Source organism: Paenibacillus sp. HGF5, assembly GCF_000204455.1.
Lineage (GTDB): Bacteria > Bacillota > Bacilli > Paenibacillales > Paenibacillaceae > Paenibacillus_AQ > Paenibacillus_AQ lautus_A.
On the sequence record NZ_AEXS01000028.1, the window covers coordinates 39,178 to 61,804 of the forward strand.

Sequence of the window (22,627 nt, forward strand, 5' to 3'; positions counted from 1 at the left end):
CATGGCTCCCTTTAAAGATATAAACATAAACATCATTATAAAAGAACCATATGAAATTGCAATATCAAATATGCCTGCCGGCTTACTCCGAGCCTGTCAAAAACCTTAAGCGGCGCGGCTTGAGGGATACGGCCGCAGGCGTCTCCATATATATCTCCCCGTCCGTGTCGGCCTTCATGGGCCCATCCGTTATCAGCTTGATCGAAGCGGCCCTCACCTACGAGATGCTCTCGTTGGACGGCTTCGATGATACATCATTCCCGCCTCCCTCTGATCCGTACCTGATTGGCTTGCTTCTATTATTACCCTTTGTTATGAATCGAATAATCAACAAAAAGAAGACCCGCTTCGCAATCGAAGAGGTCTTCTTGTCATAGCTTTCCTTGCCTCGTTATCCGGCTTCATGCTGTTCGCTGAATTGGCTGTTATACAGGTCCGCGTAGAAGCCGCCTTGGGACAGCAGCTCTTCATGGGTTCCCTGCTCGATGATGCTGCCCTTGTTCATGACCAGAATCAGGTCCGCATCCCGGATCGTGGACAACCGATGCGCGATGACAAAGCTGGTCCGGTCCTTCATCAGCTCATTCATTGCTTTCTGAATATAAAGCTCCGTCCGCGTATCCACGCTGCTGGTGGCTTCATCAAGGATGAGAATCGACGGGTTGGCGAGAATGGCCCGCGCAATCGTCAGAAGCTGTTTCTGCCCTTGCGATATATTAGAGGCTTCCTCGTTCAGAACGGTATCATAGCCCTCCGGCAGCGTCCGGATGAAATGATCCGCGTGGGCCGCTTCCGCCGCCCGGATGATCTCTTGTTCTGTGGCGCCTTCCCTTCCGTATCCGATATTATCCCGGATCGTCCCGTTAAAGAGCCAGGTATCCTGCAGCACCATCCCGAACAGGCTGCGCAGTTCACTGCGCCGAAGAGCCGTAATATCCGTGCCGTCTATCGTAATCTTGCCCTGATTCAGCTCATAGAACCGCATCAGCAGATTGATGAGCGTGGTCTTCCCTGCACCGGTCGGACCGACGATGGCGACCGTTTGCCCGTGCTTCACGTCTACATTCATATCTTCGATGAGAAGCTGGTCCGCTTTATAGCCGAAGCTCACATGCTCGAAAGACACATCGCCAAGCGGCTTCTTGAGCGCCGCCGGAGCTGTATGCTCTGACACTTCCTCTTCCTCATCCATCACTTCAAATACGCGCTCTGCCGATGCGATGGTGGATTGAATGACGTTCGCGATATTCGCAAGCTGGGTAATCGGCTGCGTGAATTGGCGCGAATATTGGATGAATGCCTGAATGTCCCCGATCTCAATCGCTCTGCGGGTAACCAACACCCCGCCGACGACACTGACAATCACATAACCGATATTTCCGACAAAACCCATCAGTGGCATAATGGTACCCGATATAAATTGGGCTCTCCAACCGGCATCGTAGAGTTTGTCGTTGACCTCATCAAATTGCTCCATGGACTGTCGTTCCCGGCCAAAAGCCTTCACCACTTTATGACCCGTGTACATTTCTTCCACATGTCCGTTCAGCTCACCCAAATGCTTCTGCTGAGCCACAAAATGCTTCTGCGAGCGCTTGGCGACCATAATGGTCACCACCACGCTGAGCGGCAGGGTCAGGATGACCACCAACGTCAGCAGCGGGCTGATCGTGAGCATCATGACGATGACGCCGACCAGCGTCACCACGGAAGTAATCATCTGGGTCAAGCTCTGCTGAAGCGTGCCGCTGATATTGTCCATATCGTTGGTCACCCGGCTCAGCGTTTCCCCATGCGTGCGGGCGTCGAAATATTTCAGCGGCAATCGGCCGAGTTTGTTGTACACGTCCTTGCGCAAATCATAGACGGTGCGCTGGGCCACGCCGGCCATGACATACTGCTGGATGTACGCAAACAGCGAGCTTAAGAGATATAGTCCTGCTAGCCAGAGCATAATCGTCCGAATGGCGTCAAAATCGATTCCGGCACCCGGCACGCCTTGCATCTTAGCCATGAAGCCTTTGAACAGGATCGTGGTGGCATCCCCCAATATTTTCGGGCTCACGATGCTGAATATCGTACTGAGGATAGCTGCGATCAAAACGATCAGCAGCTTGCCGGTATGCGGCTTGAGATATCGCGTTAACCGGCGAAACGTGCCTTTGAAGTCCTTGGCTTTCTCCCCTGCCATCCCGGGCCCGTGCGGGCCGCCGCCAAAGGGACCGCCCGGTCCCCGGGGATGTCCTCCCCGTTTCTTCTCACTCATGCGATCTCCTCCTCTGACAGCTGCGAGGTGACGATTTCGCGGTAAACATCGCTGGAAGCCATGAGCTCCTCATGCGTGCCGATACCGGCAATGCGTCCCTCGTCCAGCACGATAATCCGATCGGCGTCCATGACGGTGCTGACCCGCTGAGCGACGATCAGAACGGTGGCGTCCGTCGTTTCCTCGCGAAGCGCTGCGCGAAGATTGGCGTCCGTCTTGAAATCCAGCGCCGAGAAGCTGTCGTCAAACACATAAATCTCGGGTCTGCGAACCAATGCCCTTGCAATCGAGAGCCGCTGCTTCTGGCCGCCGGATACGTTGCTGCCGCCCTGCGAAATCTCGGCATCGTAACCGCCTTCCATGGAGGAGATAAAGTCGGCGGCCTGGGCAACCTTCGCTGCATGCCGGATCTCCTCGTCCGTTGCATCCTCTTTGCCGTAGCGGATATTCTCCGCGATGGTGCCAGTGAAGAGCAGCGCCTTCTGCGGCACGAATCCGATCCGGTTCCGCAGATCCTCCTGCATCATGTCGCGGATATCGGTACCGTTGACGAGAATCCGTCCCGACGTCACATCATAGAAACGCGGGATCAGGCTGATCAGGGTGGATTTGCCCGAGCCGGTTCCGCCGATGATCGCCGTAACTTCACCCGGCCCGGCATGGAAGGAGATATCGGATATGGCGGGCTCCTCCGCGCCAGGGTAATAGAAGGTCACATCCTGAAATTCGATCGATCCCTGCAACACGCCGGCATCGCGCGGCTGTTTCGGATCATGGATCTCGGGTATCATGTTTAATACTTCATTGATCCGGACCGCCGATGCCTGCGCACGCGGAATCATGACAAACATGACGGATAGCATGATCAGCGAGAACATGATCATCATCGCGTATTGGAGAAACGCCATGAGGTCGCCGACCTTCATATGTTCGGCGTCTATGCGGTGGGCTCCGAACCAGACGATCGCCAGCGTGGCAAAGTTCATGACCAGCATCATGACGGGCATCATCGCCCCCATGATTTTATTGACTTTGATCGAAGTGGCCGTCAGGTCCTCGTTCGCATCGTTAAAGCGGACCGTTTCATGGTCCATCCGGTTAAAGGAGCGAATGACCCGGATTCCGGTCAGATTCTCCCGCAGCACGCGGCTCAGCGTATCGATCTTCACCTGGATCGCTTTGAAGAGCGGTATGCCTTTTTTGGCGATCAGGAAAATAGCGAGTGCCAGAATCGGCAGGACAACCAACAGCACCGTCGTCAGTCCGGGATCTCTCGACACGGCCATTACGATGCCCCCGATACACATCATCGGCGCAATCGCCATCATGCGAAGGATCATGATCGTAACCTGCTGCACCTGCGTAATGTCGTTTGTCGTACGGGTAATCAGCGAGGCCGTTCCGATCTTGTCGAACTCCTGCAGCGTGAAATTCTCGACATGGGAGAATACGCGCCCGCGAAGAATCTTCCCGAATCCGGTAGCCGATTTGGATGCGAGATAACTCGCGGCTATTGAGCAAATCATGCCCCCCGCCGCAACCAGCAGCATAAAGCCGCCCACGCGCCAAATATAAGGGACGTCTCCCTTCACGATGCCGATATCCACGATGTCCGCCATCAAGGTAGGCAAGTACAGATCAGACAGACACTGGAAAAATGTGAACAGCAGGACCAAAATGACCGCTGTCCGGTACGGTTTCATATAGTGAAACAGCTTTAACAAATCCCCCACCCCTACTCGTTGTCAAAAGTCGTTTCGTTCGATTTGCGTTTTTGTTCATGAAAATGATATACCTTCGTCAGCAGCTCCGTCAGTTTGACGCTGTCCTCCTCCCCGAGGAAATCCACCAGCTCGTTAAAGCTGTTCTTGACGTTCTGATAGGTTTGCTGGACAACGCGGTTCCCTTCCTCCGTCAGCTGCACGCGGACCGCTCGCCGATCCTGGGCATCCATCACCCGCTCCACCAGCCCCTTGCTCTCCAGTGCATTAATGAATTGCGTGATCGTCGGCGACGTAACATTCATCATGCTGCTGATCTCGGACACTTTCATGCCGGGACCAGCAGGCTCGATATGATGTTTAAGTCCCATCAGAACGCGAATCTCACCTGGTGTATACCCTGAAATCAAGTGCTGATCCCACTCCTGCTTGTGGAACATGCGTATGCTGTACAAGAGCCTGCCGGCGACGCTGTCCTCCCGCCTGCCGCCCTTCATGCACGGTCCTTCCCGCGAATGTTGGTCCTCGTTGCCTTTCATTTCTTTATGTAAATCTGGATGTTGATCCTCTGCCATGGTCCACCTCTTTTCGGCAACAGCTCGAATAAATAGATAGATTGCCTATTTATTTGGTTACCTAACTATATACCCGGAAGATGACCGAAGTCAAATCGACTCCGGCCTTCCCTTAGCCTCCATTATTCATCATCGTACAGCTGCTGCTGATATGCCCCTTTGCGGCCTCGGTCGTTCTTGCGGGACGACTTGCCCGAGCTCTTGTTTTGACGGCGGGTGCTTACCCTCTCTTTGCGGGCGATATGGGCCAGCTCCCGCTCCGTCTTCTTGTAGTTCGCATATCGCTTTGCATCCAGCGTTCCGTCCTGCAGCGCTTCCCGGACCGCACAGCCGGCCTCCGTTTCATGACGGCAATCATGGAACCGGCACTGCTGCGCCAGCGCGGAAATATCCGCGAAGGTCGCCTCGAACCCTTCCTCCGAATCCCACAGCTGCAGCTCCCGCATGCCCGGCGTATCCACCATGACCGCGCCTCCCGGCAGCACGAACAGCTCCCGGTGCGTCGTGGTGTGCCGTCCTCTTGCGTCCTCCTCGCGTATCCCTTGAACCCGCTGCATCTCCTGGCCGGATAGCCAGTTCAGCAGCGTCGATTTGCCGGCACCGGAGGTACCCGTAATGGCAACCGTTTTCCCTTGCACCAGATACTCCCCAAGCTGCTCCTTTCCTTGATCCATCAAAGAGCTTACCGCATGGACCGGCACGCCTGGAGCAACAGCCTCTACCTCCGCGACGTACGCTTCCGGCGATTCGCATAGGTCCGCCTTGGTGAGCAGCACGACCGGTGCGGCTCCGCTCTCCCAGACCGCAATCAGATAGCGTTCAATCCGGCGAACATTAAAATCCTTGTTGAGCGCGTTAATGATAAACACGGTATCCATGTTGGCCGCAATGATCTGCTCATCCGGCACGCTTCCTGCTTCCCTGCGCGTGACGGCGGATTGACGGGGCAGCAGATGATGAATGACGGCACGGGATTCGCCCTGCAGCGGCTCCACCATGACCCAATCGCCGACTGCGGGAAAGTCGCTTTTGCTGCCCGCTTCGTATTCATACTTGCCTGTGACAATGGCCGTCTGCTCACCCTCTTGGGTGATAATGCGATACTGCTTCGAGAATTGGGCCGTAATGCGGGCCGGCACCAGCGCCTTGTCCTGCTTCGGGATCTGAGCGGCCATCAAACGCCAATGTTCATTCCATCCATAGGCTTGCAACGTTGTCATGTCTTGTTTAGTCAAATTCGTGATATCCCCTTATCGTTGTTGGATTGGTTGTTAACAAATGATCAAACATAAAAAAACCGCAGATTTGTATCCGCGGCTGATCTGAAACTATGCAGGAAGAAGGCATCGATCCTCGGCAGCCAAACCGCCAAAGATCATACCGAAGCCTTGCATAGACACAAAAAACCCGCAGGATACCAAGCACGGTCTCCTGCGGGTTCTTAGGTACGGAGGTGAAGACATGATAAACCAAATGCCTTACACCCCGGGTACCATTAGAATTTCCCGTCCAAAGAGACCAACGTCAATGCGACCCATCCACTATGCATCATAACCATTTGACATCAGCCTCCTTCAGCTTAATTAGTATATCCGTATTATAGGATTCGTATTTCCAGGTGTCAACATCCCATGAAAAAATTAGATGCGCCTGTAATGCCTCCACTCCTCCGGCAGCAGCATCCCGTACTGTCGATTCAGGAAGCGGTCATCAACGAGCGTCAGCGTCCCGCTGTCCTGCTCCGATCGGATCAAGCGTCCTCCGGCCTGCAGCACTTTGTTCATGCCGGGGTACACGTAGGCATAATCGTATCCCCTCTTGCCGGTACGTTCAAAATAATCCTTGATGATATCATTCTCGAAGGAAAGCTGCGGCAATCCTACACCGATGACCACCACGCTCGAAAGCCGTTCTCCCTTCAAATCGATGCCTTCGGAGAAAATACCGCCCATCACGGCAAATCCGATCAGCGGATCTTCCGCATCCGCCTGGAATGCATTCAGGAACGCCTCCCGCTCCTCCTCGCTCATTCCATGCCCTTGGAGCAAGGTACGGGCTTCCGGGTTCATTCTGGCAAACGCCTCATGAATATCCTGCATGTAGGGATAGGACGGCAGAAAGATCAAGGTATTCACCGGTTTTTCCTGAACCAGTGCGCTCAGCATCCGGACGATGGCTTCGCTATTGCGCTCCCGATCCTTGAATCTCGTCGATAACGGCAAGATCCGAACATCCAATTGCTCAGAGGAGAAGGGCGAGGGAATCGAGAGGCTGTAATCCTCTTCCTCGGCTCCGAGCATGTCGCGGTAATATCCAAGCGGCATGAGTGTTGCCGAGAAGAATACGCTGGAACGGTAGTTTTTTCCCGCTTGCTGAAGCAAATAAGAGGGGTCCAGGCAGAACAGCTTGAGAAACACCTCGCTTCCGCTCATCTCCGCATACGTGACAAAGCGGTCGTCATACAGCTTGGAGATGCGCAGATACCCCTGCACGGCAAAATAGCATTCCAAAAGCGCATCGGCCTCATCCCCGCTCTTGCCGGTCATCAGTTCGGCCTCTGCCTGGAGCGAGAAATCCTCCAGCAGCTCGACCATCATCTCCGGCTGCTGAGACCCGACGATTCGCTCTTCCTCCTCGCTGACCTTGCGCAGCACCTTAAAGCGGTTATTCACCCGCTTCGCCGTGTTGTAAAGCCCGGGATTGCTCTCTTTGTACGCCCTTTGCAGCTCCAAGAACGCGGACTTATTCAGCTCGGCCGAGAACATCCCCCTTGCCCGGTCGACCAGGTTGTGCGCCTCGTCAATGAGCAGCACGCTGCGCTTCTTCACGTCCTCCGGCATCCGCTTGAAGGAGACGCGCGGGTCGAATACGTAGTTGTAATCGCAGATGACGGCATCGGCGGCGTACGCGGCATCCAGCGAGAATTCAAACGGGCACACCGTATGCTTGCGGGCATACGCTTCGACGACCGGCCTCGTGATCAACGTTTCATTCGAGAGCAAATCCAGTATGGCGTCATTAATCCGGTCATAGTAGCCCTCCGAGAACGCGCAGCCCATCTGGCTGCAGCCTTCCGCTTCGCTGAAACAGATCTTGTCCTTCGCCGTCAGCGTGACCGTGTGCATGCAGAGCCCTTGACGCTCCATGCGCGCCATGGCTTCCTCCGCGGTGGTACGGGTAATCGTCTTGGCCGTCAGGTAAAAAATCCGGGACAACAGGCCCTCGCCGATCGCTTTGACCGAAGGAAACAGCGTGGATATGGTTTTGCCGATGCCCGTAGGGGCTTTGGCAAACAATCTTCGTCCTTCCCCGATGCTTTTATACACGGCTCCGGCCAGCTTTCGCTGTCCCTCGCGGTAGGCGGGAAACGGAAACTTCAGTTCACGGATGCTCCGGTCCCTCCGCTCGCCATGCTCCCGCAGCAGGTTGGCATAAGGCGCGTAGGCCGCCACAACCTCGAGCACAAAGGATTCCAGCTGAGCGAAGCTCCATTCCTGCACGAACTGCTTCCGCTCTCCGCTCGGGACCTGGAAGTAGGTCAGTCTCACGGCCATCGTCGGAATCTCATGCAACCTCGCGTACATATAGGCATACATTTTGGCCTGTGCCCAATGAACCGGGTACGTGTGCTCCGTAATCTCGCCCAAATCGCCGGAGGTCGACTTGATCTCGTCAATCATGATCCGCCCTTCCTCTTGAATCAGACCGTCGCAGCGGCCTTCCACCACAAACAGCAGATCCTCGTAAGGAATCTCCGCTTCAAGCTGAACTTCCTTCTGATCATTCTCGCCATAGTCGCGCTGTACCTGTTGATGCGCACGGGTCCCCTCGGTCAGGGATGTCGCCGTGCGAAAACCCGAGGTAATGCTGCCGCTGCGAAAGACGTATTCCACCAGCGGCCTGACGGATATTTGGATAGTATGAGGCATGATGGTCTCCTTCGTTCAAGTTCTATGAAGGGTATTATACCAAACATTCGTTCCGGAATGCGAAGCATCCGCGGGCATTCGATAACAAAAAAAAACGTGCAGAAGGCATCCTGACAGGATGGCGTTCTGCACGCGGTATTCAACTCATGCTTACGGGGCTTTCTTCTGCATCTGATCCAAACTCTTGAACTCGTACCCCCGGTTCCTTGCTTCGTCAATGATCCGTCCCAGCGCCTCCGTGTTGTCCTTGGAGATGGAGTGCAGCAGGATGACGGCGCCGGGGTGAAGCTGCGCGGTCACTTTATCGTAAGCATACTGAGCGCCGCGCTGGGACTTTACGTCCCAATCCATATACGCGAGCGACCAGAAGACATTGGTGTACCCCAGCTGCTTGCTGGTCGCCAGGGACCGCTCATCGAAGATGCCGCGCGGCGTGCGCAAATATTTCATGTCCGGCTGGCCGGTGATGCGCATAACCTCCTTCTTCACCCGTTCCAGCTCCTCGGTCAGCTTCTCTGCCGAGATCGTGGTCACGTCCGGATGATTCCAGGAATGGTTGCCGATAATATGGCCTTCCGCCGTCATCCGTTTCAGCAGATCTTCCTGTGTCTTCACATAATGTCCGGTCACGAAAAAGGTGGCGGGCACCTTTTTCTCTTTAAGCGTATCCAGAATACGGGAGGTATACCCATTCTCGTATCCGTTATCAAAGGTAAGATAAAGCTCCTTCTGCTCGGCATCTCCCATGAAGATAGCATCGTATTTTTGCAGAAGCTCCTTGAAGCCCTCCTCGTTGATCGAGGGCAGCTGGCCGTTGACGCTTTTCTTAAATCCAAAGTGAAACGGACCGCTTCCGCCCGCCAAAGCCGCTCCGGTGATGGACAGCATTACCGCCAAGCTCACAAGAAGCATAAGGGCCGGCCGAAGGATACCACGTTTCTTCATATCCGTTCTCTCTCCTTCATTGTTGTGATATGGATCGACTCCCTTGATGAAAGACGTACCAAGGGTGGTATCACCTAATATCCCACAAATCGGAGCAAACTATGTGTCAATCCAGGACAGTCCTAGTTTCGGATGGGGCGGCATGTTTACGTGATCTTGATCAACCGGCCCTTCTGATGGCTCTGCAGCGCATATTCGATCATCCGAATGACATTGCGGGCTTCTTCAGGCTGGACAGGCAGCGAACCTCCTTTAAGGATCGCTTCGGCCAATCCCTGGTAAAAAGCTTGATAGCGTCCCGGCAGCGTCTCAATCTCCCCTTGCACCGCCAGCCCGCTCAGCTCGGTAGCCAGCTCCCCGTATTGGTCCGGCTGGTCTTCGCCCCAGCCCGCGTCCCCGGGATGCATGCCCTGCTTCAGCTGGCCTTCCTGCGGATCCGTTCCATATTTCAGGAAGCTTCCCTTATCGCCATGCAGCTCGAATTTCGGCCCCGCCTGCCGTACCAGCGAACCGGAATGCAGAATGACGCGAAACGTCTTATAACCCAGCACCAGATGAAAATAATCATGGGCTTTGGCCCCTTTGCGCTCCGTTCTCAAGTCCGCCCAGAGCGTCTCCGGCAGGCCGAACAGGAACAGCGCCTGATCGATCAAATGCGAACCTAAGTCATACAAGATCCCGGATCCGGCAATCCCTTGCTCCCTCCACCGCTCCGACTGAACTTCCGGACGGTAGCGGCTGAACTGCGACTGATAGATGGAAAGCTTGCCTAAGGCTCCCGTCTCCAGCAGATTGCGGACGGTCAGAAAATCATTGTCCCAGCGGCGGTTGTGGTACACCGTCAGCAGCACGCCCTTCTGCTTGGCCAGATCAATCAGCTCGTCCGCTTCGGCGGATGTTACGGTAAACGGCTTCTCGACGACCACATGCTTTCCGGCCTCGATGGCTAACCGGGTATATTCATAATGCGTTGCATTCGGACTCGTAATGATGACAACATCGATATCCGGAATGGACAAGAGCTCATCCACGCTGTCGACAACGGCCGTATCGGGCATATCCTGGTGGACCTTGTCCGGATCCGATGATACAACCGTGTGCACCCTGTAATCCGGCACGCTTCTAAGAATAGGTGCATGAAACACCGACCCGGACAGGCCGTAGCCGATGATCCCCGCTTGTATTGCCATAACGCAAGCCTCCTCTTCCCATGGTTCTATGATGATTCGATATGTATCGCTTGGTTTCCTTGCAACATCTTAACATTCCGCAAATATTTTACAACCTTATAAGGGAAAGCCGCCTGCACGTCGTTCTTGTGCAGGCGGCTTCGCTATTCCGTGCTGTCCGCATTTGCGGGTCGACGCCTCTAAGGCCGGCAAAGCATTAATAAGGGTCTGCCTCGTGGCCCATACGGTCTGCATCCTCTACGGCCTGCTCCCGGACGGTCTCGTTCGAGCCCTTCCTTGCCTGCTCGAGTCCTTCCCGTACGCGGCGCCCATAGTCCTCGTCCGCATTCGTGAAATATTCCACCATCTTGTCTTGAATCCGGATATCGCATTGGATCAGCGCACCCACGAGGTTGTTGATCAGGTCGTTTCGCTCCCAATCCTCAAACGCTCGGTACGTATCCCCGGCCTGCTTGAAATCCAGCGTGCGATCCAGCTTCTGCCGCACGAGGTTGGCATCGTAATGCGGCTGATGCGGCTTCGCCGTCTGCGATGCTTCCACCAGCCCATCCGTCATGGACGGCTCGTAATCCACATGCGGGCTTTGACCAGGCGCCTTATCCACGAAAAAGGACATCTGCCCGCCCCGCTGATTGGTAGCGACCCGTTTCTTCGGCGCATTGATCGGCAGCTGCAGGTAGTTCGTTCCTACGCGGTGCCGCTGGGTATCCGAGTAGGAGAAGGTACGCCCCTGCAGCAGCTTGTCGTCCGAGAAATCAAGCCCGTCAACCAGCACGCCCGTGCCGAAGGCCGCCTGCTCCACTTCGTTGTAGTAGTTCTCCGGATTTTTGTTCAGCACCATTTTGCCTACCTTCAGGAACGGGAATTGATCCTCCGGCCACAGCTTTGTCGGATCCAGCGGATCGAATTCCAGCTCGGGATGCTCGTCGTCGCTCATAATCTGCACGCACAGCTCCCACTCCGGGTAATCCCCGCGTTCAATGGCTTCGTACAGATCCTGCGTCGCATGGCTGTCATTCATGCCCTGAATCTTGTTCGCTTCTTCTTGCGTAAGATTCTTGATCCCCTGCTTCAGCGGCTCCCAATGATATTTGACCAGCACGCCGGTGCCTTCTGCATTGACCCATTTATATGTATTCACACCGGAGCCCTGCATTTGGCGGTAGTTGGCGGGGATGCCCCAAGGGGAATACACAAACGTGATCATATGCGTCGCTTCCGGGGAACGGGAGACAAAATCGAACATGCCTACGGGACCCGGAACGTTGGATACCGGATCCGGCTTGAACGCATGGACCATATCCGGAAATTTAAGCGGATCGCGGATAAAGAATATTTTCAGGTTGTTGCCGACCAGATCCCAGTTGCCTTCCTCGGTGTAGAATTTCACGGCGAACCCGCGCGGATCCCGAAGCGTTTCAGGCGAGCCGGAACCGTGGATTACGGTTGAGAACCGGACAAATACCGGCGTGCGCTTGCCTTCGACCTGGAACAGCTTGGCCCGGGTATACTTCGAAACCGGCTCGTCGCCTACTTTTCCATAGGCTTCGAAATATCCGTGCGCTCCCGCACCTCTGGCATGCACGACGCGTTCCGGAATGCGTTCGCGGTCAAAATGCGTGATTTTCTCCAAAAAATGATAGTTCTCCAGGGTCATCGGACCCCGATTCCCAACCGTTCGCACATTCTGATTATCCGAAATCGGATGGCCCTGCCGGTTAGTCAGCGTATCCTCCCGCTCCGTCTCGCCCCGATTCTCGGCGTATCCCGCCCGTTCTTGGTTTACTCCGTTATTAGCATCATGATCTTGGCCACTCATGAATGTCATTCCTCCTTGGATATAAGGCTTGTAAATGGGTTCTCTTTACTATGGATATTATGTCCAAGGAGTGAAAATGTATGAAATGCCCTTCAATTTATAACAAACTTACTCATGCTCGCCCAGAAGGGAGCGCGTAAAGCTGATCCATTCCCTGACGGCAAAGGACAGGTAGCGGTCCTTCCTCCAGATCATCCCGAGCTGCCACGGGATCGATGGATTGTCCAGCGGCAGTATCGTCACGCGTGAAGAATCGATCTCTTTGCATATCGTTTCGGGAAGCAGCGCGATCCCCAGATTGGCGGCAACCATGCCGCTGATGAGATCCCACTGCGAGCTTTCGTAGACCACCCGCGGCTCGAAGCCGGCGCTGACGCACTCGCGGATAATCCGGTCATGGAGCGTAAAGTCCTCGCGGAACAACACAAACGCCTCGTCAGCAAGCTCACTCAGGTGTACATGCTCCCTTCCCGCCAACCGATGGGACGGATGCAGAAGCAAATTCAGCTTCTCTTTCACGAAGGAATAATAATGGAATACGTCTTCATTGACAGGCAGCACGGCGACGCCGATGTCGGTCTGGCCGCTCTCCACGTCCGCCTCCACCTTCTTGGCGCCGTCCTCGATCAGCTGAATGGTAATCTTCGGATATTCCCGGTGGAACTGCCCGATTACTTCCGGAAAAAAGCTTGAGCCCACCATGGGCGGAAGCCCGATGCGCAGATGGCCGCGCTTCAGGTTCATGAGATCTTCCAGTTCGGCCGATACCCGCTGGAAGGATTCCACCATCTGCTGGGCCTGCTGGTACATGATTTGGCCGGCGTCGGTCAGCTCAATCCGTTTGCCCTGACGATAGAACAAGGTAACGCCCCACTCGTCCTCCATGTTGCGAATCGTTTTGCTGATCGTCGGCTGCGTAATGTACAGCTTCTCTGCGGCCTTGGTGAAGCTCTGGTTCCTCGCGACCTCAAGAAAATACTCCAGGTGCCGTATGTCCATTCCCGATGCTCCTTTCACTTTTTGGCTATGTATAGATAAATGGAATACTTATCATTCGATATATGCATTTTACCTATGAAAATTATCGTTGTAAAATTTCATTACCAATGAAAATAAGGAGGCCGGTCATGGTCAACATGTTGAAAGGAACGCTTCAAGTGGCCGGATTCATGCTTCTTTCCTTAGGGATGGATCAACTGGCCGCCTGGCTGAATATCGGAATTCCGGGCAGCATTCTCGGAATCGTTGTTGTGTTTATCCTTCTCGAAACCAAGATCCTCCGTCTGGAGTGGATCGAGCTTGGCGCCAATTGGCTTCTCGCCGAACTGCTGCTGTTCTTTATCCCCGCCGCGGTCGGGATCATGAAATATTTCCCGATGCTGGAGGCCGAAGGGCTCCAGATCCTGGCCGTAGTTTTGTTCAGCACCGTCATCGTGATGGTAAGCTCTGGGCTGACGGCCGGCTTCATCTCATCCAGAAAGGGGCGTAAAACGCCATGAATATCCTGCTGACCGTCATCCTCGGCCTGCTGTTAACGATCGGGATTTACGGTGGGGCCAAAAGGCTGTATCGCCGCCTGCCGAAGGTTTATTTATCGCCACTCCTGATCACGCCGGTGCTGATTGTTGTGATATTGACACAAACGGGCGTATCCTATGAATCATACAATGAAGGTGCGCAGTGGATCAGCAAGCTGCTCGGACCAGCCACGATCGCTTTTGCCGTGCCGCTGTACAAGAACTTCCAAACCTTGAAGAAACACGCGGCCGAGATTATGCTCAGCGTGCTGACGGGATCGGTGCTGGCGATGTTATCCTCCGCGTTTCTCGCAAAGTGGATGCACCTGAACAGCTCTCTGGCTACCAGCCTGGTGCCGCGCTCCATTACGACGCCTATCGCCATGAACGTATCCGAGGTGATCGGGGGCGTGCCGAACATGACCGCCGTCTTCGTCATTATGACCGGGATTCTCGGGTCCATGATCGGACCTGCCGTCATGCGGATCTTCCGGATACGGGGCGATATCGCGAGAGGGGTTCTGTTTGGGACCAGCGCCCACGGAACCGGCACGTCCAAAGCATTCGAATTCAGTTCCCTCTCGGGAACCATATCCAGCATTTCGATGATCGTCGCCGCGCTCTTCACCCTCGGAACCGCACCGCTGATCATGTCCTTTCTTTATTAATATTTGCTAAAACTCTGACAAAACCGGCGATGACCGGTTTTTTCGTTGTCTTTTTGTGTTGTTATAGGAAACTTCGGGACTTACTTTAACTCTTTGACAACCTCCTCCGAAGAGGTCATAATAAATTCTGTTCATTAGTTTTGTTAAATAAATGGTATACGGAACGTAAATCTACAGTAAGAATAACGTCTATGTATTCTTAAAAAACGAATAGCCGCCGAAGTTTTGCGAACAGGTCTGTGGCGGCCCTGAAAGGAAGGCGATACAGGTGTTCTCCACCTCGCGGTTTCGGTTAACGATTACGAAGCCATTTATATTTTTCTCTGTTATTATGCTGCTCAAAAGCTACCTGGCCTGGACGGTCATTTTTGATGATGTCATGCCATGGAAACCGCTGATTACGGAAATTCCTTTTATCTGGCTTGTGTTCAGCTTGATCGAATGGTTTGCTTCCAAGCGAAAGCTGACGGCCTATATGAGCGTTAACCTGCTGCTGACCGCCATCTTCTTTGCAGCCATTATGTATTATAAATATTACGGTGTCATCGTTACCTATCACGCGTTAGAGCAGGTGAACCAGGTAACGGCGGTAAGCAACAGCGTATTCTCCTTGATGGACCCTTACTATCTGCTGATCTTCACGGATATCATCGTGATGTTTGTTCTGTTGTGGCGCAGCAACCGCGTTAAAAATTGGAAGATTCGGCATGCGAAAAAGGAAAAACGCAAAATCATCCCGATTGTTTTTGTTGTCTCTTTAATGCTGTGCCTGTTCCAGATCATGCCGAACCGCGCAAGCATGAACGAAATCGTGAAGGCGCAGGAAATGGGGATTCTGAACTACGAGGCCTATACGATTTTCCAACAGGAGAATAAAGAGCTCGTGGATGCCAAAACCATTACCCAGGATAAAGTCAACGCATTGAAAGGCCTGGAAGCCTCGGATAAGGAGGCTCTCCTTACAGGTGTCGCCAAAGGGAAGAATCTGATCATCATCCAGATGGAGTCCTTCCAGAAGTTCTTGGTCGACCTCAAGATTGACGGCAAGGAAATTACGCCTAACATCAACAAGCTGGCCCGCGAGAGCAATTACTTTCCGAACTTCTATCAGAACGTCGGTCAAGGCAATACCTCGGATGCCGAGTTTGTTGTGAATACTTCCTTCTACATCCCGCCGCGGGGTGCGGCTACGCAGCATTATGCGGACAGGGTTCTGCCAAGCCTGCCGAGACTGCTGCAAGGGGAAGGATATGATACGGCAACCTTCCACACCAACGTCGTGGAGTTCTGGAACCGCGGAGAGCTGTACAAGGCGCTCGGTTTCAACCGTTATTACGATAAAGCGTTCTTCGGCGAAGACGATAAGCTGTTCTTCGGCGCCTCGGATGACGCCCTGTACTCCAAAACGGCTGCCGAGCTGAAGAAAATGAACGATGCCGGTAAACCTTTCTATACCCAGGTCATTTCCATGTCGGCTCACCATCCGTTCACGATTCCTGAGGATAAATATCGGATGACCCTGCCGGAGCGGTATGAAGGCACCTTCGTCGGCGACTACATCCGTTCCCAGAATTATGCCGATGACGCACTCGGCAAATTCATCGAGCAGCTGAAGAAAGACGGCGTATGGGATAACAGCTTGATCGTTCTCTACGGCGATCATCTTGGACTGCCGATTTACTCCCTGGACCACAAGGATAAAGAGCTGATGCACGAAATTTACGGCCGCGAATATACCTCCGGAGATATGATCAACATTCCGCTTATCATCCATGGCGAGGGAATTCAGCCTGAAGTGAAGGAGCAGGTCGGCGGACAAATCGACCTCTTGCCGACGGTGTCCAACCTGCTTGGCGTATCGATCGACAATCAGCTTCATTTCGGCCAGGATCTGCTGAACCACACCGATAATAATTTGCTGCCGGAGCGGTATTATCTGCCTTCGGGTACGTTCATCAACAATACGACCCTGTACATTCCAGGCATCGGCTTTGAGGACGGAACCAAGCATCCGCTTCCGAATTCGGACGTGAAGAAGACTCAGGCTACCAAGGAAGAATTCGAACGCGCGCTCCAGCTGCTTCATCTGTCCGATAGTTATATCAGACAGCTGCCATACCATAAATAGGTCGTTGCCGCATGGGACAACTCTCCGGAAATCTTGGAGAGTTGTCTTTTTTTGTATGCTTGACGATCATCAAAAACCCTTGATATATAAGGATTTATATAGCCGAGGGCGACTGTTATTTGACATAGTGGCTTACTTTTTCTTATGATTAATAGCAATATACCTTGTTTTGAAGACCGCGTTCGTGGTGAAATTACGTACAACTACTCAAATCACTTCATATTCATACGCTGACAATTAAGCCATATATTTTTTAGAGCAAATCGATTACGAATTGTAGGAGTGACGATCCGACTTGGACCCCATACGAAGGATAAACAGATGGATATGTTTAGCACTAGGCTTTCTGCTGATTGCTTCCGTTGCGCATGTTCCCCTGGTGGATATCACCGATTCCGCCGCGGCCACGCAGGGCATGGAAGCGTCTGAAGGCACTCTGCCCGCGCCGACGCCGGTACCCAAAAGTCCGGAACCCGTTCGGTTGATGCTGGAGTCGAAACGCCATGTGTCTCTGCTTTCCTTGCATAACGTTACATGCAACACGGATACCGATATGTTTCTCCTCCTCAAGCACATGCTGCTAGAACCTTTGAAGTTTCGATCGAATTATGTTGACAGCCATGCATAGTAAACGTTGGTTATTAAAAAACTAATTCAGATCAGATAACAAAAAGGATGTGTTTTGTTTGGACGACAATATAGGCTTGAATTTATTCCTAGTCGCTGTACTTATCGCAGCTACCGCTTTTTTCGTTATGACGGAATTTGCTATCATAAGACTTCGTCCCAGCCGGGTAGACCAATTGGTGATGGAAGGGCGCAAAGGCGCTCTAGCCGTTAAAAAGGTAACTTCGAATCTCGACGGATATCTGTCCGCGTGTCAGCTTGGGATTACCATCACGGCGCTGGGTCTCGGTTGGCTCGGGGAACCGACCATCGAGAAGATCCTGCACCCGGTGTTTGACAGCCTTAGCATTCCTGCGGCTATCGCATCGCTGATTTCATTCCTGCTTGCATTTATTATCATGACTTACATTCACGTCGTTATCGGTGAACTTGCACCGAAAACGATTGCTATCAATAAAGCTGAAGCCGTGTCGTTCCTCTGCGCGACGCCGATCATATGGTTCAACCGGATTATGTACCCGTTCATCTGGCTCTTGAACGGATCGGCCAACAAGATCGTTCGCCTGTTCGGCATGCATCCGGCAAGTGAACATGAAGAGGCTCACTCGGAAGAAGAGCTCCGCATGATTCTCAGCGACAGCTATGAGAGCGGAAAGATTAACCAAGCTGAATACGGTTATGTAAGCCGAATTTTTGCTTTTGACGATATGCTTGCCAAAGAGATTATGGTACCTCGTACCGACATGATCTGTCTGTATGTTGACAAGCCGCTTGCCGCCAACCTGCAGATTATCAAGCGCGAGCAGTACACCCGGTTCCCGGTTGTCCGCGGAGACAAGGATCAGATCGTCGGCATGGTGAACACCAAACAGTTCTTCCTGGAGTTCGATGACAATTCCAATATCGACTTGACTAAGCTGATTCATCCGGCCATGACGGTATCCGAAGCGATCCCGATCAAGAAGCTGCTTCGAAAAATGCAGCAGGAAGGCACGCATATGGCCATCCTGATCGACGAATACGGCGGTACGTCCGGCATGATCACCATCGAGGATATTTTGGAGGAGATCGTCGGCGAAATCCGCGACGAATTCGACGAGGATGAAGAACGCGAGCTGACCCAGCCTGAGCCGAACCGCATCATCGCAGACGGCAAGGTATCCATTAACCGGATCAACGACCTGCTTCATACGGACCTGAGCACCGATGACCTGGATACGATCGGCGGCTGGCTGTACGGTCATAACTCCGAACTCGCCAAAGGCGATACGTGGAGTTACAATGACCTGACGTTCACCGTCATCGAGAAGAAGACCCACCGCTATACGAAGCTGCAAATCGTCAAAGAAACACCTGAAGAAGCGGCGGAGGAAGCCTCTGCCGTTGCGGCGGCCAGCGAAAGCAACGAATAAAAAACAAGATGACCAAGCCGTCATGCAGCCCTTACCGGGTATGCATGGCGGCTTTTGATTTGGGGGATCGCATTTTAACACTTTAACAAGTTATAACTCTGCTGTAATATAGAAATTATCTAATTTCTAACGTATTGGGGGCAGCAAGTCATGAATCGTCAAATCGCCATCATCGGAAGCAGCGGCGGCAATCTGTACAATCTCGGCGGCAAAGACCCGCGCAAACTGCTGGAAGAGATATTGATGCAGCTCGATAGCGCCGGCCTGTCCTGCGGGGCCCTGCAGTTTATCGCTGCCCAGGTCTCCATGGACGCAGCCAAGGATACGACGCCTGCGGCTCTTTACAGCTGGAGCTCTTCCCAAGGAGAGCCCGTCATTGTCGCTGAAGGCACCCTTCAACAGGTCAATCAGGCGGCCGAGCGGCTGGACCGGGAGATTGCCGAGCAGATTGAACTCGGCGAAATTGACGGCATCATCGTCATGAGCGCCGACCCGGAGGGCAGCAATCGGCATGCCATTGAGGCGGCTGCCAAATTCCGCCTGCCGGTGACCGGTACGGGCGGAACCTCCATGGCCATCATCCAAACCAAAGGCGCGCATGTCATTGCGGCTTCGGGCACAACCGGAACCACCAACAGAACGCGCGCGGTCACCTTTGTCACTTCCCTCAGCAAGCATTGGCGGCTTACGTACCGGCCGGTCATCGGGAATGCGTCCGCAAATATCCATGCGGCGTCCGGCAGCTCATCTCCATGGCGAAGAATCAATATTCGGGGCATCATGATGGCGTCCCTCCCCGGTTTCATCGGCATGGCCCTGATCCTGGCGGTCAGCAAAATCCCGGGGTTATCTTCGTTGACCGAAGTGTTTGACCTGCTGATTAAAGCGCTGCCGGTCATCGTTGCGGTCATTGCGGCCAAACAGGTCTCCGAGTTGGACGAGGTGTCCATCGTGGCGGGCATCGTGGCAGGCGTTCTGTCCGTCGAAGGAGGCATTATCGGCGGCATCATCGGCGGGATCGGCGCAGGCATTATCGTCCATTACATATTCCGTCAATGCGTGGAGTGGCGTTTCCCCGCTACGACGGTCAACATTGTTGCCGGCGGCGTGTCGGGACTGATTGCCGGTTTGCTGGTCTACTTCCTCATTGCGCCGATTGCGCTGAGCGCAGGGCAAGGCATCCGCTTCCTGATCGAGACCCTTGTCTCCTGGAGCCCCGCCATGGCCGGATTGATTGCCGGCCTGCTGATCTGGCCCGCCATCATCGGCGGCGTCTATCATGCGGCCATCCTGCCGATTGTGCTGCTGGAGATGGAGACAACCAGCAACAGCTTCCTCGGCGCGGTCGATATGGTCGGCTTGGTGATGGTATCCGCAGGCATCACGCTAGCCAATATTATCGCTCCGCGGGATAAGGGAGAAGCCGCCGTCGCAGCCCCCGGATTCGCCATCAACATGGGATTTGGCACCTTCGTTGAAGCCGCCTATCCGTTCATGTTTTCGAACAAGCTTGTATTTGCCGGAGCGATTGCCTCGGCTGGACTTGGCGGCATGCTCGTCGGTTTGTTCGGGGTCCGGGGGACGGCCTATGTGCCCTCCTTCATCGGGCCCATTACATCGAATAACACAATGGGTTTCCTGATCTCGATGGCAGCCAGCCTGCTCTGTTCGTTCCTGATCACCTTCTTCGTTAACAAGCTGTCGGGCTACCGGGATGCCCGGAATACCGTGAGCATGTAATGCGAAGCCGGTTCCACCCTAAGCATAGGTGCTTCTCCATGACATAAGAAGCCCCCTCTATAAAAGGACGGATCAAGCGCATCAGCTTGATCCGTCCTTATTTCATGCATGCTATCTGCCTCCCCCATCGGCTTCCCCATAATGGCGTCAATACCGGATTCTTTGGGTTCTGGATTCCTTGCTGACAGCTGCGGGCCAGCCTGAATCAAGGTTCCTAAAGAGCTTACATTCGCAGGCTTGTCCTTATTTTCTTACGAAAACGGGCTAACCAATGGATCGGAAAAAGAGTCTATATAGTAGATAGGCTCCCCATTCGGCTGCCTACCACCCATTCGGTATGCAAGGAGGTTATGACGATCGAGAAATTCAGAAGGATATCGCTCTTCGCGCTGACCAGCGTGCTGTTAGCCGCTTCCCTCATCTGGCAGGGCGAGCAAGCAGCCGCTAACAAAGCGGAAGGCTATTACGTAAACGTCGGCGGCACCCATATCAAGGACGTCCATGTTCGCAAAGGCAAGGCGTACGTTCCGCTCAAATCCTTAGCCGATGCAATGGGATACGAAATCTCTTATACGCTGCAGGAGGAGCTGGACAACTTCCATCAATATGACCTGAAAGCGGCAAGCGGTCCCCCGATATCGGTATGGGGAAACGACAGCTGGGGATATACGATCGTACGGCGGGCTACGCAAGAGATGAGCGTGAACGATATCGACATTTATAAACCGGCGAGGCTGTGTGCCGAAGAATCGGACCACTGCAAGCTGGACAAGAGCAAGTACGACGGTCCCCTGTTCATAAAGAACACCCTCTACGTCCCTGTCCGCGACATGGCCAAGGCCTTGAATCTAAAGCTGACCGTGACGAAGACGCCGAAAGGACGCAGTATCCAGCTGTCCCTGCATTAACGAAGGCTCCCTTCACATGTTGGATCATGCTTCATCAACAAAAAGCCAGGCGGAGTTATCCACTCCGCCTGGCTTCTGAATCTAGAATCAATGTATACTCCAGCAAAATCCTCATTCCAGCCCTTGGATCTCGATGTCATCCGTGGACGTAATGTCCGAAATGTCGAACACCCTGAAGCTGTAGGTACTGGTTTTCCCCTTCATATAATCGATATCCTGCTCCACCTTCTTCACGCTCTCCGGCGTCTTCAAATCCGCGGCATAATAATCGATGGTAAGATCCGTCTCCCCCGGCACCGTCACCGAAGGCAGCCGCCGAATCAGCTCTAGCACCCGTTCCTTCTCCTGCGCCAAGTTATCCGCCGTCAAATCCGCGAATACGATCAGTCTTATGTTCTGACTGACATCACCATCGGCGTTATTCGACAGCTGGCTATAATCACGCTCTACCGTGTCGGCACCGGCGAAGACAAACGCCTCCCCAAACGCCTGGTCCGGATAAAGCTCATCCAGCAGAGGTTTCAGCCGGTCCCTCAGCTGCTGTCCCCAGAGCTGGTTCAGATAGGTATCATTCGATATGACGGGAGGGCTGGCTTCATTGCTGCTCAGCGTAAATTCAAGCTCTGGCGCCTGCTCCGGATGGGCCGTAAGATTATACGAGCCTATGGCCCAGGTATAATCCACGTCCGTGACCTTAAAGGGTTCGTTGTACTTCTGTTCCAGATAGGACTCCGCCGCTTCCTGAACCTCGCGTTTCTCCGCAGCCGTCTTCATGAACGGGGCGGATCCCCAGGTGTACCCGGCGTAAATCGACCCTGCGAACAAGGCAAGTCCGATGATCGTCCGCACGACGATTTTCCAAGGGGAGGCGAGCTGACGCCGCCGCTTCTCGTCGAACATCGGTTTCCTTGGCGATCGGTAGCTGAAGTAGATGACCGGTATGATCAAACCTATAATATGAAGCCCAATAGCAAGCGGACCGATAATCAAGCCCAAATATCCCAGTGTCATGAAAAAAATAAACAAAGCCGCTCCCTGCAGCGCCATGAGCAGCATGCCGCCTATGATCATGCCCGGCGTCCCGATATAAAACATCCCGAGCCCGGTGCATATCAGAGAGAGCAGCGTAGCCATCCATTGATGTTTCTTCAAGTTATCATCCGTCCTTCATGCAAATGGTTT

Annotated in this window: 18 protein-coding genes; 7 read left to right on the forward strand and 11 right to left on the reverse strand. The window is 53.6% G+C overall.

The features are described 5' to 3' along the window. The first annotated feature begins 50 nt into the window (after positions 1–50). The gene (locus HMPREF9412_RS32795) at positions 51–377 is read left to right on the forward strand and encodes a hypothetical protein (protein ID WP_009590339.1); all 327 of its coding nucleotides are present in this window, start codon (positions 51–53) and stop codon (positions 375–377) included. Positions 378–391: 14 nt separating this feature from the next. Here HMPREF9412_RS32795 and HMPREF9412_RS05430 read toward each other — a convergent pair whose 3' ends face one another. The 9 genes from HMPREF9412_RS05430 to cidR form a co-directional block, all read right to left on the reverse strand. Continuing rightward, positions 392–2,266 carry an ABC transporter ATP-binding protein gene (locus HMPREF9412_RS05430; RefSeq protein ID WP_009590400.1) on the reverse strand — a complete coding sequence of 625 codons (1,875 nt, stop codon included), beginning with the start codon at positions 2,264–2,266 and terminating at the stop codon, positions 392–394. Beyond that, on the reverse strand, positions 2,263–3,990 hold the full coding sequence (locus HMPREF9412_RS05435; protein ID WP_036671365.1) for an ABC transporter ATP-binding protein: 1,728 nt from the start codon (positions 3,988–3,990) through the stop codon (positions 2,263–2,265). Before HMPREF9412_RS05435 ends, HMPREF9412_RS05430 begins: the two co-directional genes overlap by 4 nt. Before the next feature lie 11 nt (positions 3,991–4,001). Further along, complete coding sequence (locus tag HMPREF9412_RS05440; protein WP_009590368.1) at positions 4,002–4,562, reverse strand: MarR family winged helix-turn-helix transcriptional regulator; 561 nt, start codon at positions 4,560–4,562, stop codon at positions 4,002–4,004. Positions 4,563–4,684: 122 nt separating this feature from the next. Next, positions 4,685–5,797, reverse strand: a complete 1,113-nt coding sequence (gene rsgA / locus HMPREF9412_RS05445; RefSeq protein WP_009590352.1) for a ribosome small subunit-dependent GTPase A — start codon at positions 5,795–5,797, stop codon at positions 4,685–4,687. A gap of 405 nt (positions 5,798–6,202) precedes the next feature. Beyond that, the gene (locus HMPREF9412_RS05450; RefSeq protein ID WP_009590366.1) at positions 6,203–8,491 is read right to left on the reverse strand and encodes an ATP-dependent DNA helicase; all 2,289 of its coding nucleotides are present in this window, start codon (positions 8,489–8,491) and stop codon (positions 6,203–6,205) included. Between the two features lie 150 nt (positions 8,492–8,641). Then, a complete protein-coding gene (pdaA, locus tag HMPREF9412_RS05455) occupies positions 8,642–9,436 on the reverse strand; it encodes a delta-lactam-biosynthetic de-N-acetylase (protein ID WP_009590388.1) in 795 nt (264 codons plus the stop codon). A 146-nt stretch (positions 9,437–9,582) separates the two neighbouring features. Beyond that, complete coding sequence (locus HMPREF9412_RS05460) at positions 9,583–10,626, reverse strand: oxidoreductase (protein WP_009590328.1); 1,044 nt, start codon at positions 10,624–10,626, stop codon at positions 9,583–9,585. A gap of 196 nt (positions 10,627–10,822) precedes the next feature. Beyond that, positions 10,823–12,445 (reverse strand): catalase, encoded by a 1,623-nt coding sequence (locus tag HMPREF9412_RS05465; protein WP_009590377.1) that lies wholly within the window; start codon positions 12,443–12,445, stop codon positions 10,823–10,825. Positions 12,446–12,553: 108 nt separating this feature from the next. After that, complete coding sequence (cidR, locus tag HMPREF9412_RS05470) at positions 12,554–13,444, reverse strand: cidABC operon transcriptional activator CidR (protein WP_009590398.1); 891 nt, start codon at positions 13,442–13,444, stop codon at positions 12,554–12,556. A 128-nt stretch (positions 13,445–13,572) separates the two neighbouring features. Here cidR and HMPREF9412_RS05475 point away from each other — a divergent pair, with 128 nt between their 5' ends. From HMPREF9412_RS05475 to HMPREF9412_RS05485, 3 genes are all read left to right on the forward strand, one after another. Continuing rightward, entirely contained in the window at positions 13,573–13,944 is a 372-nt protein-coding gene (locus tag HMPREF9412_RS05475; RefSeq protein ID WP_009590362.1) for a CidA/LrgA family protein, read from the forward strand. Next, positions 13,941–14,630 carry a CidB/LrgB family autolysis modulator gene (locus HMPREF9412_RS05480; protein WP_009590333.1) on the forward strand — a complete coding sequence of 230 codons (690 nt, stop codon included), beginning with the start codon at positions 13,941–13,943 and terminating at the stop codon, positions 14,628–14,630. Before HMPREF9412_RS05475 ends, HMPREF9412_RS05480 begins: the two co-directional genes overlap by 4 nt. 268 nt (positions 14,631–14,898) lie before the next feature. Then, positions 14,899–16,758, forward strand: coding sequence for an LTA synthase family protein (locus HMPREF9412_RS05485; protein ID WP_009590371.1), 1,860 nt, complete (start codon positions 14,899–14,901; stop codon positions 16,756–16,758). 337 nt (positions 16,759–17,095) lie between these two features. Here the strand turns inward: HMPREF9412_RS05485 and HMPREF9412_RS32800 are convergent, their stop codons facing one another. Continuing rightward, on the reverse strand, positions 17,096–17,263 hold the full coding sequence (locus tag HMPREF9412_RS32800) for a hypothetical protein (RefSeq protein WP_175320737.1): 168 nt from the start codon (positions 17,261–17,263) through the stop codon (positions 17,096–17,098). Positions 17,264–17,444: 181 nt separating this feature from the next. On the opposite strand from HMPREF9412_RS32800, the gene HMPREF9412_RS05495 reads away from it, so the two are divergent. The 3 genes from HMPREF9412_RS05495 to HMPREF9412_RS05505 all read left to right on the forward strand — a co-directional run bounded on the left by HMPREF9412_RS05495 (position 17,445) and on the right by HMPREF9412_RS05505 (position 21,445). Then, the gene (locus HMPREF9412_RS05495) at positions 17,445–18,797 is read left to right on the forward strand and encodes a hemolysin family protein (protein ID WP_009590338.1); all 1,353 of its coding nucleotides are present in this window, start codon (positions 17,445–17,447) and stop codon (positions 18,795–18,797) included. Positions 18,798–18,947: 150 nt separating this feature from the next. Continuing rightward, positions 18,948–20,537, forward strand: a complete 1,590-nt coding sequence (locus HMPREF9412_RS05500) for a PTS sugar transporter (RefSeq protein WP_009590330.1) — start codon at positions 18,948–18,950, stop codon at positions 20,535–20,537. Between the two features lie 350 nt (positions 20,538–20,887). Further along, entirely contained in the window at positions 20,888–21,445 is a 558-nt protein-coding gene (locus HMPREF9412_RS05505) for a hypothetical protein (protein WP_009590380.1), read from the forward strand. 111 nt (positions 21,446–21,556) lie between these two features. On the opposite strand, the gene HMPREF9412_RS05510 is transcribed toward HMPREF9412_RS05505, so the two are convergent. Next, positions 21,557–22,597 carry a hypothetical protein gene (locus tag HMPREF9412_RS05510; RefSeq protein ID WP_009590401.1) on the reverse strand — a complete coding sequence of 347 codons (1,041 nt, stop codon included), beginning with the start codon at positions 22,595–22,597 and terminating at the stop codon, positions 21,557–21,559. Positions 22,598–22,627: the final 30 nt, after the last annotated feature.